Annotated in this window: 12 protein-coding genes; 7 read left to right on the top strand and 5 right to left on the bottom strand. The window is 72.2% G+C overall.

Annotation, left to right across the window (positions count from 1 at the left end; genetic code table 11):
- Positions 1 to 77: 77 nt before the first annotated feature.
- The 4 genes from NR792_RS14405 to NR792_RS14390 are packed head-to-tail and all read left to right on the top strand — an operon-like array spanning position 78 to position 4,346.
- The gene (locus NR792_RS14405; protein WP_375760613.1) at positions 78 to 1,121 is read left to right on the top strand and encodes an MXAN_2561 family MXYO-CTERM-anchored protein; all 1,044 of its coding nucleotides are present in this window, start codon (positions 78 to 80) and stop codon (positions 1,119 to 1,121) included.
- On the top strand, positions 1,118 to 1,837 hold the full coding sequence (locus NR792_RS14400) for an MXAN_2562 family outer membrane beta-barrel protein (protein WP_375760612.1): 720 nt from the start codon (positions 1,118 to 1,120) through the stop codon (positions 1,835 to 1,837). The genes NR792_RS14405 and NR792_RS14400 overlap by 4 nt, the downstream gene beginning before the upstream one ends.
- An 11-nt stretch (positions 1,838 to 1,848) precedes the next feature.
- Entirely contained in the window at positions 1,849 to 3,657 is a 1,809-nt protein-coding gene (locus NR792_RS14395) for a PKD domain-containing protein (protein WP_375760611.1), read from the top strand.
- Positions 3,658 to 3,683: 26 nt separating this feature from the next.
- Positions 3,684 to 4,346 carry a molybdenum cofactor biosynthesis protein MoaE gene (locus NR792_RS14390; protein WP_375760610.1) on the top strand — a complete coding sequence of 221 codons (663 nt, stop codon included), beginning with the start codon at positions 3,684 to 3,686 and terminating at the stop codon, positions 4,344 to 4,346.
- A gap of 1 nt (position 4,347) precedes the next feature.
- Here NR792_RS14390 and NR792_RS14385 read toward each other — a convergent pair whose 3' ends face one another.
- The 4 genes from NR792_RS14385 to NR792_RS14370 form a co-directional block, all read right to left on the bottom strand.
- Positions 4,348 to 5,046 (bottom strand): hypothetical protein, encoded by a 699-nt coding sequence (locus NR792_RS14385; protein ID WP_375760609.1) that lies wholly within the window; start codon positions 5,044 to 5,046, stop codon positions 4,348 to 4,350.
- An 85-nt stretch (positions 5,047 to 5,131) separates the two neighbouring features.
- Positions 5,132 to 8,929, bottom strand: coding sequence for an ATP-binding protein (locus NR792_RS14380; protein WP_375760608.1), 3,798 nt, complete (start codon positions 8,927 to 8,929; stop codon positions 5,132 to 5,134).
- Positions 8,930 to 9,091: 162 nt separating this feature from the next.
- Positions 9,092 to 10,258 (bottom strand): RIP metalloprotease, encoded by a 1,167-nt coding sequence (locus tag NR792_RS14375; protein ID WP_375760607.1) that lies wholly within the window; start codon positions 10,256 to 10,258, stop codon positions 9,092 to 9,094.
- A gap of 21 nt (positions 10,259 to 10,279) precedes the next feature.
- Entirely contained in the window at positions 10,280 to 10,702 is a 423-nt protein-coding gene (locus tag NR792_RS14370; protein ID WP_207055783.1) for an NUDIX hydrolase, read from the bottom strand.
- A 73-nt stretch (positions 10,703 to 10,775) separates the two neighbouring features.
- On the opposite strand from NR792_RS14370, the gene NR792_RS14365 reads away from it, so the two are divergent.
- Both NR792_RS14365 and acs read left to right on the top strand, forming a co-directional pair.
- Positions 10,776 to 11,258, top strand: a complete 483-nt coding sequence (locus NR792_RS14365) for a hypothetical protein (protein WP_375760606.1) — start codon at positions 10,776 to 10,778, stop codon at positions 11,256 to 11,258.
- A 63-nt stretch (positions 11,259 to 11,321) separates the two neighbouring features.
- Positions 11,322 to 13,274, top strand: coding sequence for an acetate--CoA ligase (acs, locus tag NR792_RS14360; RefSeq protein ID WP_375760605.1), 1,953 nt, complete (start codon positions 11,322 to 11,324; stop codon positions 13,272 to 13,274).
- Between the two features lie 35 nt (positions 13,275 to 13,309).
- On the opposite strand, the gene NR792_RS14355 is transcribed toward acs, so the two are convergent.
- Entirely contained in the window at positions 13,310 to 13,465 is a 156-nt protein-coding gene (locus NR792_RS14355; RefSeq protein WP_375760604.1) for a hypothetical protein, read from the bottom strand.
- A gap of 231 nt (positions 13,466 to 13,696) precedes the next feature.
- On the opposite strand from NR792_RS14355, the gene NR792_RS14350 reads away from it, so the two are divergent.
- Positions 13,697 to 15,415, top strand: coding sequence for a dipeptidase (locus NR792_RS14350; RefSeq protein WP_375760603.1), 1,719 nt, complete (start codon positions 13,697 to 13,699; stop codon positions 15,413 to 15,415).
- The last annotated feature ends 199 nt before the right edge of the window (positions 15,416 to 15,614 follow it).

Below are 15,614 nucleotides of genomic sequence, written 5' to 3'. Positions count from 1 at the left end.
CGGGGTTTTCCCTGGGAAACAGGCCGTCCGGACGGGGGTTGAGGGTGGCCCCGCCCTTGCTAGCCTCCGGCCCATCCATGCGCCTTCCTTTCATTGGACTCCTCCTCTTCGCGTCCACGGCCGTGGCCCAGGTGGGGCCCACGGTGACGTTCGCGAGCGCGGCCACCAGCACGACGGGCCTGACCATCACCGTGCCCAGGAGTGAGTGCGGCAATGCGCGCCGCTTCACCTGGACGCGCAACGGCAACATCTGCGGCGGCTCGCTCTTCATCTACGCGACGACGGGCTCGTGTGGCTCGGAGCCCGGTGCCGCGGACCTGCGGCTGGAGACCCTCACCCCGTCCAGCACGACGACCACGGGGACCGTGAACTTCAGCGTGTCGCAGCTGCTCGCGGCGCGCGGGGGCGGCACGGACGGCGGCACCGCGACGACGTGCGACAGCCAGGCGGCGGAGATCTCCTTCAACCTGTGCGCGTCCGCGCGGCAGCTGGGCGGCCTCTACGGCACCGAGTGCCAGACGGCCTACGCCAGCGTGGGCACGCCCGCCTACGTGATGAAGTTCGACCCGGTGGCGCCCCCCGCGCCCACCATCGCCACCGTCATCCCCCGGGACTCGGCGCTGTCGGTGCAGGTGGACGGCGCGGAGGAGGACTCCACCGTCGTGGTGGAGGCCGCGGCGGTGGCGTCCGCCGACGGCGGCACGGGGACGGATGAGGACGCGGGCACCGACGTGGATGCCGGCACGGACCTGGACGCGGGCACGGATGACGGCGGGCTGGGAGGGCAGGGAATGGTGGGGGCGCTGGCGGTGGAGGGCGCCGAGGGGCCCGTGACGCGTGTCACCAAGGCGGCCGGCGAGGGCAACGTCGTCGTCACCGGCCTCACGAATGGCGTGACGTACCGGCTCCAGGCGACCATCATCGACGCCGCGGGCAATGAGGGCGCGAAGTCCGCCGCGGTGGAGGCGACGCCCGTGAAGAGCAATGGTTTGTTCGATGCCTATAAAGAAGCCCAAGGCGAGGAGCGCGGCGGGTGTGCCGCGACCGGTGGCGGCATCGCGGGTGGCGCGGTGCTGGCCGCGCTGGGCATCTGGCTGTCGTCTCGGAGGAAGGTGTCATGAGCAGCAGGGCTGTGGGCCTGGGAGTCGCGGCGCTTCTCTTGGCGGTACCGGCGGTGGCGCAGGAGGTGACCATCCCCACGCGCTCCCCGCGCACCGGCGCGGTCATCTTCCGTGGGGGCGGCTACAAGCCGCGCATCGACACCGAGAAGGCCCTCAACGGCGCGACGCCGTACAAGGACACCTTCGGTGACGCGTCGCTGCTGCTCATCGAGCTGGAGCTCCAGCGCTTCTTCTACCAGGGCATCGGCACGGCGGGCCTCGGCCTGGGCGTGGGCTACGGGGAGAAGTACGCCGACGCGAAGCTCGACGACGGCTCGGCGGCGGCGGACAAGGCGGCGCTGAAGGTGCTGCCCATCCAGCTCAACGGCTTCTACAAGTTCGACTACGCCGCCTTCCGCTGGGGCATCCCGCTGGTGCCGTACGCCAAGCTGGGGCTCGTCTACTCCCCGTGGTGGATGACCAAGGGCAGCGAGACGGAGGTCGTGGAGGGCAGCAAGGCCAGCGGCGGCAAGTGGGGCTGGGCGGGCACCGCCGGCGTGTCGTTCCTCCTGGACGTGCTGGAGCCGCGCTTCGCGCGCGACTTCGACTCCGACCTGGGCGTGAACCACTCGTACCTCTTCGCCGAGTACACCCATGCGGATGTGAACAACTTCGGCGGCAAGGGCCTGGTCCTGAGCAGCCGGCGCTGGATGTTCGGTCTGGCGTTGGACTACTAACCGAAAGGCCCATGGCCTCCCGACCCCGCGCGCTCCGGTCTCCGCTTCCGCTGCTCCTCCTGCTGGCCGCGGTGGGGCTGGGGACTTCCGGCTGCCGGAACCTGCGGCCGGACCTGGGGCCGGAGCGCACGCTGGAGGCGGGCGTGCCGGAGGCCTTCGGCTCCCCCGCCCCGAAGGCGCCCACCGTCACCTGGGACTTCGGGGACGGCACGCCGCCCCGCACGGCGCCGGGCGCAAGCCACGCGTGGGCCACCGCCGGCCGCTACACGGTGCGGGCGCTGGACGGGGACAAGGAACTGGCCCGGGTGGTCATCACCGTGGTGCCGCGTCCGGTGCTCCGCGCGGTGCCCCAGGACGCGCAGACGGTGCTGTGGGTGCCCCGCCTGCGCGGCAACGTGGAAGGGCTGGTGGACTTCTACGAGCGGCTGGTGGGCGCCGGCAACGCGCGCGCCACCCTGGCGGACACGCCGCTGATGCCGCTGCTGCTGCGCAGCCTCGCGGGCGGCCCCTCGGAGGTGGACCCGGAGGAGGGCTTCGGCTTCTTCCTCCTGCCGGACTTCGACGGCGTGGTGGCGCTCCTGGGCGTGACGGACTCGCGGGCGGCGCTCGCGGCCGTGGCGCGTGAGCTGCGGAGCGCCGGCCACCAGGTGCTGCCCCGCGAGGACGGCAGCGCGCGCGTGGATCCAGTGGACGGTGGCCGGTCCATGCTGCTGTTCGCGGACCGGGGCTACGTGTACCTCGCGGTGCCGGACTCGCCGGACGCCCCGGAGCCCGGGGAGACGGTGAAGGCGCTGGCGGTGGAGGAGTCCCCGGACGTGGAGCTCGTGCGCCGCCGGGTGGAGGCGCTGTCGGGCCCGGGCCTCTCCGAGAACGCGCTCCTGGGCGAATTGCGCGGCAAGGTGCGCGACGGCAGCGTGTTCCTCTTCTCCGCGCCGCCGGTGCCGGAGGCGGAGAAGGAGGACATGCCGGTGCGCGGCTTCTTCGGCGCGCTCGCGGTGCAGGCGGACCAGGCGGAGCTGGACGGCTTCCTGTCGTCGTCCCGGCCGCTCCTGGGCGGCACGCGGGGCCCGGCCTCCCAGCTCTTGGGACGCGCGGCGGTGGGGCCGGTGGCGGCGGCGCAGCTGTCGGTGCCCCCGGAGGAGCTGGCGCGGCTGGTGTTCGGCTCGCCGGAGTCGCCCCGGCGGCAGCGGACGCTGGAGCGCTGGCGCAAGCAGGGGCTGGACGCGGAGCCGCTCTTGAAGGCGCTGCGCGGCGACGTGGCGATGCTCGTCTACTTCGACGCGGCGGCCTTCTTCCGCGGCTTCATCCAGGACAAGCGCCCGTCGCCCAAGGGCACGGTGGTGATGGAGGCGGGCCTCACGTCCTTGCAGCCGGTGCTCCAGCTCATCCAGAAGCAGCTGCAGGACAACGCGCTCGTCTTCCAGAAGGAGGCGCAGGGCAACACCACGCGCTTCCGCACGCGGCTCATGGAGCAGCCGGTGTCGCTCACGCTCACCCCGGAGCGCGCCACGCTGGAGGCGGGCGAGGTGCTCACCGGCCGCGAGACGGGCGACGTGGGCGCGACGCTGCGCACGCGCTTCGGCGCGGAGGCGTTCGGCCCGGGCCACCTGTCGCTGATGGTGGACATGGGGCGGCTCAGGGCGGACCTCGCCGGGGTGCGCTCGGTGCCGGGCGTCGGCACGGGGCAGCTCCTGGCGAGCCAGGTCTTCGTGACGGCATTGTTGGAGCGGCTCACCCCGTTCGAGTACGGGTTCCTCGACTTCTCCCCCGCGGAAGGCGGCGGCCGGCTCCAGGGCCGCGTCGTGCTGCGCGAGCGGTAGCCACACGCCAGGAGGGCGCCCAGGCCATGTCCGTCACGGTGCTGTACTTCGCCGCCGCCCGCGAGCGCGCGGGCCTGTCTCGCGAGTCGTTGGACGTGCCCGCCGGGGCGCGCGTGTCGGACGTGCTGGCGCTGCTCGCCGCGAAGCACCCGCCGCTGGCGCCGCTCCTGCCGCACCTGCGGGTGGCGGTGCAGCAGCAGTTCGTGGGGCTGGACTCGCCGGTGGCGCCGGACGCGGAGCTGGCGTTGATTCCGCCCGTGGCTGGCGGGTCGCCGGGCCTCTTCCGCGTGGTGGCCCGGCCGCTCCAGCTGGCGGAGGTCGTGGACGCGGTGGCCTCCGAGGGGGCGGGCGGGCTGGTGACGTTCTCCGGCGCCGTGCGCAACCAGACGAAGGGCCGGCGCGTGCTGCGGCTGGAGTACGAGGCCTACGCGCCCATGGCGGAGGCGAAGCTCGCGGAGATTGGTGACGAGGTGGCCCGCGCGTGGCCCGGGACGCGGCTGGCCATCGCGCACCGCGTGGGGACGCTGGTGCCGGGCGAGCTGGCCGTCGTCATCGCCGCGGCCTCCGCGCACCGCAAGGAGGCCTTCCGGGGCTGTGAGTACGCCATCGAGCGGCTCAAGCAGGACGTCCCCATCTGGAAGAAGGAGTTCTTCGAGGACGGCGAGGTCTGGGTGGGGTTGGGGCCCTGAGCTAGCGCACGCCGAGGCTGGCGGGGACGGTGACGCGCGCGCCGCCGTCCTGCTTCTGGGTGGCGCGCTCGCTCTCCGTCAGCGGCTTGAGCGGCTGGTCCAGGCCCATGGCCTTGCGCCGCGCGACCTCCTTCTCGTGGGCCACCTGCAGCGCGCGCGCGTTGTTCGCCGCCATGCGCGCCGGGTCCGGCCCCATGGTGAGGAAGGCGACGGGCGCGCTCAAGAAGAGGATGGCCACGGTGATGATCCACGCCACGTCGCGCACGCGGAAGCGGCCCGCGCGCTCCTTCACCACCGACGGCTGCACCAGCAGCCGCAGCTCGCCCTCCACGAGGCGCAGCGTCATGCCCTCGCGCAGCTCCACCGCCGCGCGGCCCGGCGCGCCCGTCAGCTCCTCCGGGCCCACCGGGTGGAAGGCGTCGCCCTTGAGGCTCTTCTCCACCTGGGCGGACGGCGGCACGTGGATGCGCCAGCCCTGCGGCGTGCGCTCGGCGAGGAGGAACGGCTCCTCCGGCAGCGTGAAGCCGTAGAGGGGCAGGGGGGCCGTCTCGTCGGGCGCGGCGTGGACCTGGCCCAGCTCGGGGCCATAGCTCCAGGCCTCCGCCAGGGAGGTGCCCCAGTACAGCTCGCAGAAGAGTCCACCGTCCGCCCCAGATGCGGAGGGCGCGGAGGGCGCGGAGGGCGCGGAAGGCGTCGGCATGTCGGGCCGGAGCATAGGGCCTTCGCGGCCGCCCGGCCCGGCTTCGTGGGGCCGGACGTCCCCTGGACGACGGGCGGCCTGCCCCTCAGGCGCCCGTCAGGTCCTTGAGCAGCGTCTCCAGCGTCTCGAAGTGCAGCGGCTTCACGAGGTGGGCGTCGAAGCCGGCGGCCTTGGAGCGCTGGCGGTCGGACTCCTGGCCGTACCCCGTCACCGCCACCAGCTTCATGGAGCGGGGCTCCTCCTGCTGGCGGAGCAGGCGGGCCAGCTCGTAGCCGTCCATCACCGGCAGGCCGATGTCCAGCAAGGCGATTTCCGGCTGGAACGTCTTCGCCGCCTCCAGGCCCGTGGGGCCGTCGTAGGCCACGCGCGTCGTGCAGCCCAGGAACTCCAGGGACTCGGAGAGCACGTCCGCCGCGTCCCGGTTGTCGTCCACGATGAGCACGCGCGCGCTCACGGAGGTGGGCTCCTGGGGGACGAGCGCGCCGGGCTGCGGCGTGGGCAGCGCGGGGGGGACTTCCGCCTCCAGCGCGGGCAGGCGCACGGTGAAGGTGCTGCCGCGGCCCCGGCCCGGGCTGTGCGCGCTGATGGTGCCGTCATGCAGCGTCACCAGGCTGCGCGCGATGGCGAGCCCCAGCCCCAGGCCGCCCTGGGAGCGGTCCAGGGCCTGGTGCTCCTGCACGAAGAGGTCGAACACGCGCGGCAGGATTTCCGGCGGGATGCCCACGCCCGTGTCGCGCACGCTGACGACCAGCTCCTGGCCCTCGCGCGTGCCCGTCACGGCGAGCAGGCCGCCCGGCTCGGTGTACTTGGCGGCGTTGGTGAGCAGGTTGGCGAACACCTGCGCCAGCCGCGTGGGGTCGCCGTGGAGGTCCGTGCCGTGCTCCGGCAGGTCCACCTCCAGCGTGTGCTGGCGCTGCTCGATGAGCGGGCTGATCTGCTCGATGGCCTTGGCCAGCACGTCGGTGAGGGTGATGCGCTCGCGCTTGAGGGTGACCTTGCCCCGGGTGACGCGGCTGACGTCCAGCAGGTCGTCCACCATGCGCACCAGGTGCGTCACCTGCCGCTCAATCAGCGTGCGCTCGCGCTCCGCGGCGGTGTCGCCCCGCAGGCGCATGAGCTGGAGCGCGGTGAGGATGGGGGCCAGGGGATTGCGCAGCTCGTGGCCCAGCATCGCGAGGAACTCGTCCTTGGCGCGGTTGGCGGTCTCCGCCTCGCGCCGGGCGGTGGCCAGCTCCGTCACGTCGAAGACCACGGCGATGATGCTGTCCACCTGGCCCTGCGCGTTGCTCATGGGCTGGTAGACGAAGTCGAAGAACATCTCCTGCTCGGTCCGCGGACCGTGCTGGAAGACGACGCGCAGCGAGCGGCCGATGTACGGCTCGCCCGTCGTGTAGACGCCGTCCAGCAGCTCGTAGATGCCCTGGTCCGCCAGGTCTGGCATGGCCTGGCGGACGGGCTTGCCCACCACGTTCCGGTTCGCGATGAGCCGCAGGTAGTTCTGGTTGGCGAACTCGAAGACGTGCTCCGGGCCGCGCAGGATGGCGATGCCCACGGGGGCGTGCTGGAAGATGCGCGCCAGCCGCTCGGCATGCGCGGCCTCCAGCTTGCGCAGCCGGGAGCGGGTGACCTGCGCGGTGACGCGCGCCAGCAGGTCCCTCGTGGAGAAGGGCTTCACCAGGTAGTCATCCGCGCCCGCGTGGAGGCCTTCCTCCTGGGCCTCCTCGCCCGCGCGGGCGGACAGCAGGATGACGGGCACCGTCCGGGTGCGCTCGTCGGCGCGCAGGGCCTGGAGCAGCCCGAAGCCGTCCAGCCGGGGCATCATCACGTCGGACAGGATGAGGTCCGGGGGCCGGGCGCGCGCGGCCTGGAGCGCGGCCTCGCCGTCCGCCACCGCCTCCACCGTCCAGTGCGCGCCCAGCAGCCGGCCCACGTACTCGCGCATGTCCGCGTTGTCGTCCGCGAGCAGCACGCGCCCCCGCTCCTCCTCCCCGAGCCCGGCCGTGACGCTGGGCTCCGGAGCGGCGCCGTCCTCGCCGGGCGTGGCGGGCAGGTCCGTCAGCCAGCCCAGGGCGTCGCGCACGTAGGGGTCCGCCCCAGCGGGCAGCGGACGCTGGCTGCGCGCGGACGTCACGTGCTCCGGCGGCAGGTGCGCGAAGCCCGTGGGGATGCGCACGGTGAAGGTGGTGCCGCGGTCCAGCTCGCTCTGGACGGCGAGCGTGCCGCCGTGCAGCCGCACCAGCTCGTGCACCAGCGCCAGGCCGATGCCGGAGCCTTCGTGGGAGCGCGCGCGGGCGCCGTGCACGCGGTGGAAGCGCTCGAAGAGGCGGGGCAGCTCGTTGGCGGGGATGCCCGTTCCGGTGTCGGTGACGCGCAGCTCGACGTGCCCGTCCCGCTGCGCCTGCGCCACGGTGATGCTGCCGGTGAAGGTGAACTTCAGCGCGTTGGAGATGAGGTTGAGGACGATCTTCTCCCACATCTCGTGGTCCACCCAGGCCGGCTCCGGCAGGGGCGGGCAGTCCACGTCGAGCACCAGCCCCGCCCGCTCGATGGCGGAGCGGAAGGCGCTGGCGAGCCCGGCCGTGAGCGCGGCCAGGTCGGTGGGCTCGTAGGTGGCCCTCACGCGTCCGGCCTCGATGCGCGCGAAGTCCAGGAGCGTGTTGACCAGCTTGCGCAGGCGCACGCCGTTGCGGTGCACCGTCTCCAGCGCGTCGCCGTGGAGCGAGCGCTCGGGACTGGCGAGCGCGTCCTCGGTGGGGCCCAGGAGCAGCGTGAGCGGCGTGCGCAGCTCGTGGCTGATGTTGCTGAAGAAGGCCGTCTTCGCGCGGTCCAGCGCGGCGAGCTCCTCCGCGCGCTGCCGCTCCTCCTGATAGGCGCGCGCGTTGGCGACCGTGGCGGCGACGTGCTCGGCGGTGGCCTGGAAGAAGGCGTGGTAGGGCGCGTCGAGCAGCCGCCGGGGGCTGACGCCGCCCACGAGGAACCCGGACGGCCGCGACTGGCCCGGCCGCGTCAGGGCGCGCACCACGGCGAGCGACGGCGGCGTGTTCCAGCGGCCTCCCGGCAGCGTGCGCAGGCGCTCCCCCAGGTCCTTCACGACGACGGCCTCGCCCGTGCGGGCGGCCTCGGCGAAGGGCCAGTCCGTGTCGGACTCCGCGGAGAGGGACTGCTGCGCGGGCAGCGCCGCCAGGACGTCGTCAGGCAGCTGGGTGCCACCCGCGAGGTGCGCGGTGCCGCCCTTCGCGTCCAGCAGGTAGAGCAGGGAAAAGGGCAGGTCCAGGTCGTTGCCCGCGAGCACGTCCAGGCTGGCGCGGCACGCCTGCTCCGGGGACTTCGCGTCGGCGGCGCGGGCCGCCAGGTCGCGCAGCATGCGCAGCTGCCGGTCGTGCTGCACCTCCTGCGTCGTCTCCCGCACGGTGACGAGCACGCCGCCCACGCCGCCCTGCTCGTCGGGGATGGGGCTGTACGAGAACGTGTGGAACGTCTCCTCGATGAACCCCCGGCTGCCGAGGAACAGCGCCAGGTTCTCGCTCCAGGTGGCGGGGCCGCCGTTGAGCACGCCCCGGGCCATGGGGCCGATGACATCCCAGATCTCCCGCCACATCTCTTCGCCGGGCGCGCCCAGGGAGGCGGGGTGCTTGAGGCCGAGCACCGGGCGGTACGCGTCGTTGTAGACCTGGATCATCTCCGGGCCCCACCACATGAGCATGGGGAACCGGTTGTGGAGCACGACGCCCACCATCGTCTTCAGGCTGACGGGCCAGTCGCGGGACGGGCCCAGCGGCGTGCGGGACCAGTCCATCGAGCGCACCAGCTCTCCCATTTCACCGCCGCCCGCGAAGTGACGCTCCTCGGAAGGAAGGATGGAAGGGGGCGGGGGCTGGGGCATGCGGAGCTCTGGGGGGCCGTGCGAGGTGGGAAGGAGCTTGGCTTCTATTGGCGCACACGCGGCCGTGCAATCCACGAGGTGGAATGCATCCAGGTGGCACCTGCCATCCAACAGGCGCTCCGCTTCCAGCAAGGCTGCCCGAGGAGCAGGCGACCGGTCGCTTCAGGGAGGCGGGGGCGCCGCGACGCGGGCCGTGCCCCCGTCCGGCGCCAGCGGCGCGGCCCCCACGGACGTGCCCGCATCCGTGACAGCAGGCGCGGCCGCGGAGGCCTTCACGCTGACGTTCGGCGCGTCCGTCGGCGGCAGCGCGCGGCGGATCTCCGCTCCCGCCGTGGCCACGATGCCAATGGACAGGAAGAGGAACCCGGCCGTCTGCGCCACCGTCTCCACGCGGGGCGGGATGCGCCGTCCACTCACCGCCTCGATGGCGAGCAGCAGCACCCGGCCGCCATCCAGGCCCGGCACCGGCACCAGCGTGAGCATCGCCAGCGCCACGGAGGCCGCCACCAGCGCGCGCACCAGCGCATCCGCGCCGGACGCAGTGGACGACGCGACGTCGGAGGACTCCTGGCGCATCAGCGCGCCCGGCCCGGCCCGGCCCGCGAGCTGGGGCCCGCGCACCATCGCCCCCAGCGTGGACAGCGCCTCGGACGCCACGCGTCCGGTGTGCACCAGCGACTGGGTGAAGGCCTCGCCGGGCGCGTGCTCGCGGAACACGTACTGCTGGCTCACGCCGATGCGCCCCGCGCCGCGCTCGTCCGCCCGGGGCCGCACCGTCACCGTGCGCGGCTCGCCGTGCCGGTCCACGGAGAGCTCCAGCGGTCCGCCCACGCCGTCCGCCACCCGCGTGACGAAGTCCGACCAGCGCTCCAGCGGCTTGCCGGCCACGGCGACCAGCTTGTCCCCGGGCAACAGCTGCGCCCGCGCGGCCTCCGAACCCGGCACCACCGTGCCCACCGTCAGCGGCACCACCACGTGCGTGCCCGACGAGTACAGCGCGAACAACAGCCCCAGGGCGACGGCGTAGTTCGCCAGCGGCCCCGCGAGGATGATGGCCATCCGCTTGAGCGGCCCCAGCGTGCCGAACCCCGACGTGTCCTCCTCCGCGGAGCGGTGCGGGTTCATCCCCTGCAGGTTCGCGGACGCGCCCAGCGGCACCGCGCCCAGCACGAACTGCGTCCCGCCCAGCCGGAACGACAGGAGCGGCGGCCCGAAGCCCACGGTGAAGCGCGGCACCCGCACGCCCAACAGGCGCGCGGCCACCAGGTGCCCCAGCTCATGGACGATGAGCAGCGCCCCGAGCGCCAGGAGGACGAACAGGTAGTGCATCCGTGGAGGCCCGCCTTCCGCCTACAGCTTGCGGCGCTTCCCGGTGCGCTTGTAGGTCAGGTAGTCCGACAGGATGGTGCCGTGGTCGAAGCACAGGTCCTTGGGCAGCGCGTCCACGCTGAACGTCTTCGCCTCCGCCGCGTCGTCCGCGCCCACCGGCTCGCCCGTCGCCTTCGCGATGAACACCGTCGAAATGGTGTGCAGCCGCGGGTCGCGCTTCGGATCCGAGTAGCTGAAGAACTGTTCCTCCAGCGTCACGTCCAGGCCCGTCTCCTCCTTGGCCTCGCGGATGGCCGCCTTGTCCAAGGGCTCGCCCTCGTCCACGAAGCCGCCCGGCAGCGCCCAGCCCACCGGCGGGTTCGCGCGGCGGATGAGCACGATGCGCTCGCCGGACAACTCGATGATGCAGTCCACGGTGGGTTTGGGGTTGCGGTATTCAGGCATGGCGTCGCACTCTACCCAAAGCCCCCCGCCGAGCGCCCGTTCCGGATGCCTCCCGTGGGCGATGGTGCGTGCCGTGTCTACCCTGCGACGCCTCTGCCTCACCGCCGTCCTGGTCTCCACCCTGGCGGGCTGCCTGCCCTACAGCCAGAACGAGGGCGAGTACGAGCTCATCCCCACGGAGACGCTGCGCGACGACTGCGACCTCTTGGAGAAGTTCCAGGGCAACCTCCAGCTGAGCCTCCAAATCTCCGGACGCGTGGTGCGCGCGGACTTCGGCGTGCAGAACATGCAGCTGCTCGGCTACTTCCTGGAGGACGGCGAGGCCTTCACCGCCGACGGCAGCGTGGCCAACGTCAGCACCACCGTGGACGGGGACAACGAGTGCCTGCTCGACCAGGTCCAGGTGCACCTGGACGCGACCACGCTGTGCTCCACCGAGTTCAATGGGCAGATGCGGCTCACCTACGACGCCAACAACAACACCGCCTGCACCTGCGAGCTGTGGTTCCGCTTCGACGGCGTTCAGGGGAACACCCGCTGTGAAGGGAACCCTTGAGATAGTGGAGTGGGCTTCCTACAACAGGAGGGCTGTTCCCACGCTGAAGCTGGAGGGACGCCCATGGCCAACCCGCACGAAATCGTCTCGGTCCTGACCGAGTCCCGCGTCTTCCCCCCGCCCAGGGAGTTCTCCGAGCGGGCCCACATCCGCGGCATGGAGGACTACCAGCGGCTCTGGGACGAGGCCGCGAAGGACCCGGACAAGTACTGGGGCGACCGCGCCCGTGAGGAGCTCTACTGGAAGGAGCCCTTCCAGACGGTGCTGGACTGGAAGCCGCCCCACGCGCGCTGGTTCGTCGAGGGGAAGACCAACCTCGCCTACAACTGCCTGGACCGGCACCTGCCGAAGCTCAAGGACAAGCCCGCCATCCTCTTCGAGGGCGAGCCGGGCGACCGCCGGAGCATCACCTACGGCGAACTTTCCCAGCAGGTGAACCGGCTGGCCAACGGCCTCAAGTCGCTGGGCGTGAAGAAGGGCGACCGCGTGGGCATCTACCTGCCCATGGTGCCGGAGGCCGCGGTCGCCATGCTCGCGTGCGCGCGGCTGGGCGCGGTGCACTCCGTGGTGTTCGGCGGCTTCTCCTCGGAGGCGCTCCAGGACCGCATGAAGGACGCGGGCGCGAAGGTGCTGCTCACCGCGGACGGCGGCTGGCGCAAGGGCGCGGTGGTGCCGCTGATGAAGAACGTGGAGGCCGCGCTCCCCAACGCCCCCAGCATCGAGAAGGTCGTCGTCCTCACGCGCACCGGCGACGGCAAGCTGCCCGAAGGTCCCAGGTTCCTGGCGTGGGACGCGCTGGTGAAGGGCCAGTCCGACGTCTGCGAGCCGGAGTGGGTGGAAAGTGAACACCCGCTGTTCATCCTCTACACGTCCGGCTCCACCGGGAAGCCCAAGGGCGTGCTGCACACCACGGCGGGCTACGCGCTGGGCGCGTCGCTCACCACGCGCTGGGTGTTCGACCTGCGCGACGAGGACGTCTACTGGTGCACCGCGGACGTGGGCTGGGTGACGGGCCACACGTACGTCGTCTACGGCCCGCTGATGAACGGCGTCACCACCATCATCTACGAGGGTGCGCCCACGCAGCCGGGGCCGGACCGCTTCTGGGACATCATCGAGCGCTACAAGGCCACCATCCTCTACACCGCGCCCACCGCCATCCGCGCCTTCATGCGCCTGGGCGACGAGCCGGTGAAGAAGCACAATCTGTCCTCGCTGCGCCTGCTGGGCAGCGTGGGCGAGCCCATCAACCCCGAGGCGTGGATGTGGTACCGCGACGTCATCGGCGGGGGGCGGTGCCCCGTCGTGGACACGTGGTGGCAGACGGAGACGGGCGGCATCATGATCTCCCCGCTGCCCGGCGCCACGCCCACCAAGCCCGGCTCCGCCACCCTCCCGCTGCCCGGCATCCACACCGAAATCCTGGACCGCGAAGGCAACCGCGTGCCCAAGGGGCAGGGCGGCCTGCTCTTCGTGACGAAGCCCTGGCCGTCCATGCTGCGCACCGTGTACGGGGATCCGGAGCGGTACGTGAACACGTACTTCAGCGAGCTGCCCGGCATGTACTTCACCGGTGACGGCGCGCGCACGGACGCGGACGGCTACTTCTGGCTGATGGGGCGCGTGGACGACGTGGTGAACGTCGCGGGCCACCGCCTGGGCACCGCGGAGGTGGAGAGCGCGCTCGTGGCGCACCCGAAGGTGTCCGAGGCCGCGGTGGTGGGCCGCCCGGACGACCTGAAGGGCACGGCGCTCGTCGCCTTCGTGACGCTCAAGCAGGGCAACGCTCCCTCGGACGCGCTCAAGAAGGAGCTGGCCGTGCACGTGGGCAAGGAGATTGGCGCCATCGCGCGGCCGGATGAGATCCGCTTCGCGGAAGGGCTCCCCAAGACGCGCTCGGGAAAGATCATGCGCCGGCTCCTGCGCGACGTGGCCGCGGGCAAGCAGTCCTCGCAGGACACCACCACGCTGGAGGACCTCAACGTCCTGGCCGCGCTGCGGCAGAACGACGAGTAGCGGCTCCAGGCCCCGGGCACCGCAAGCGGCCGTCCCTACGCGTCCTTCGCGTCCTTCTGGGGGCGGCCGTACTTGTCCTTCACCTGCTCCCGGTCCGCCTTGCTCCACCAGATGCGGGAGCTCCACAGGGCGGGGCCGAGCACGACCGTGAGGACGAAGAACACCACCAGGCCCACCACGATCTCCGTCACGGCTTCCTCCAGAGGGGCGCCCCGGGGGTTGGGAAGGCCCCGGGGCGGGAAAAGCCAACCCTAGCGTCCTGGCGGGGCTGGTGCCATCGAGCGTGAGGGCCAGGAAGTAGCCGGGCGCTCGGCGGCCATCGGCTTCACGCATGGCGTCGCGAGGCGGGAGGCCGGGCGCCTGAGGGTCGGGCAACCTGTCCGGGCGGGCAGCGGGCGACGGTCCTGCTAGATTGCGCCGCCATGAACCGATTCCCTTCGACCCTCCTCACCGCGCTGCCGCTGACGGCGGTGCTCGTGGCCCCCGTCGTCGCGGACGCCTGCACCAGCATGCTGGTGACGAAGGGCGCCACGACGGACGGCTCCACGTTCATCACCTACGCGGCGGACGCGCACGAGCTGTACGGCGAGCTGTACTACACGCCCGCGCGCCGCCACGCGGCCGGCGCCATGCGCGACGTCATGGAGTGGGACACCGGCAAGTTCCTGGGCCGCATCAAGCAGCCGGCCGCCACGTACTCCGTGGTGGGCAACATGAACGAGCACCAGCTCTCCATCAGCGAGTCCACCTTCTCGGGCCGCAAGGAGCTGGAGGGGCCCGCGGGCATCATCGACTACGGCTCGCTCATCTACATCGCGCTGGAGCGCGCGAAGACGGCCCGCGAGGCCATCCAGGTGATGACGGACCTGGTCGCCGAGTACGGCTACGCCTCCACCGGTGAGACGTTCTCCATCGCCGACGCGAAGGAGGCGTGGCTCCTGGAGATGATTGGCAAGGGCGCGGGGCAGAAGGGCGCGGTGTGGGTGGCCCGCAAGCTGCCGGACGGCTACATCTCCGCGCACGCCAACCAGGCGCGCATCCGCCAGTTCCCGCTCAACGACAGCGCCACCACGCTGTACTCGCCGGACGTCATCACCTTCGCGCGCGCGAAGGGCTGGTACACGGGCGCGGACAAGGACTTCAGCTTCGCGGACACGTACCACCCGCTGGACTTCGGCGGGCAGCGCTTCAGCGAGTCGCGCGTGTGGAGCATCTTCCGCCGCGCGGCCCCGTCCCTGAAGCTGGGCGTGGAGTACGCGGACGGCGCGGACACGACGAAGCGGCTGCCGCTGTGGGTGAAGCCGGACAAGAAGGTGTCCGTGCAGGACGCCATGGCGCTCATGCGCGACCACTTCGAGGGCACGCCGCTGGACATGTCCAAGGACGTGGGCGCGGGGCCCTACGCGGTGCCCTACCGCTGGCGCCCCATGACGTGGGACGTGGACGGCAAGAGCTACGTGCACGAGCGCGCCATCTCCACGCAGCAGACGGGCTTCTCCTTCGTCGCGCAGATGCGCTCGTCGCTGCCGGCCGCCATCGGCGGGGTGCTCTGGTTCGGCGTGGATGACACCTTCACCACCGTCTACACGCCCATGTACGCGGGCATCCGGCAGGTGCCGAAGAACTTCGCGCAGGGCGTGGCCAGCCGCGGGGACTTCTCCTGGGACTCCTCCTTCTGGGTCTTCAACTGGGTGTCGAACCAGGCCTACGGGCGCTGGAGCGACATGATTGTCGACGTGCAGAAGGCGCAGGGGGACCTGGAGGGCCAGTTCCTGGCGGATCAGGCCAACGTGGAGAGCATCGCGCAGGTGCTCTACAAGCGGACGCCGGAGCAGGCCCGCCAGTACCTCACCGAGTACTCCATGCAGCAGGGCGACAAGGTCCACGCGCGCTGGCGCAAGCTGGGCGAGCAGATGCTCGTGAAGTACATCGACGGCAACGTGCGCGACGCCACGGGCAAGGTGGGCCACCCGCGCTACCCGGACGCGTGGTACCGCCGCATCGCGGCCGACAACGGCAAGATGCTGCAGTCGCACGAGAAGCCGCAGCCGAAGCCCGCCGCGGCCGCGCCGGCCCCGGTCGCGCCGCCCGCCGCCCCCGCGCAGCCGGCCCCGAAGCCGACGGTCGCTCCGGCGCCCTGAGGTTCCCGCCAGGCCCCCGTGCACCGGAAGTCCCCCGGTGCGCGGGCCGCCAGCGGCTCTCTGGCCCGGGCCTGAGCGCGGGAATCCGGGAGCGCGCTGTCCGCTGCGGGACCCGCGCGCCGGGCTCGCACGTTCTCGCGTGTGTCGGTGGGTGGCTTGTGGCAGTGAGGGGCCCCCGGGCGGCAACGTCGCGCCCGTG

This window comes from Corallococcus exercitus, from assembly GCF_042231735.1.
Classification (GTDB): Bacteria; Myxococcota; Myxococcia; order Myxococcales; family Myxococcaceae; genus Corallococcus; species Corallococcus exercitus_B.
The sequence above is the reverse complement of the archived record's forward strand: the minus strand, read 5'-3'. Positions and strand labels throughout refer to the sequence as shown.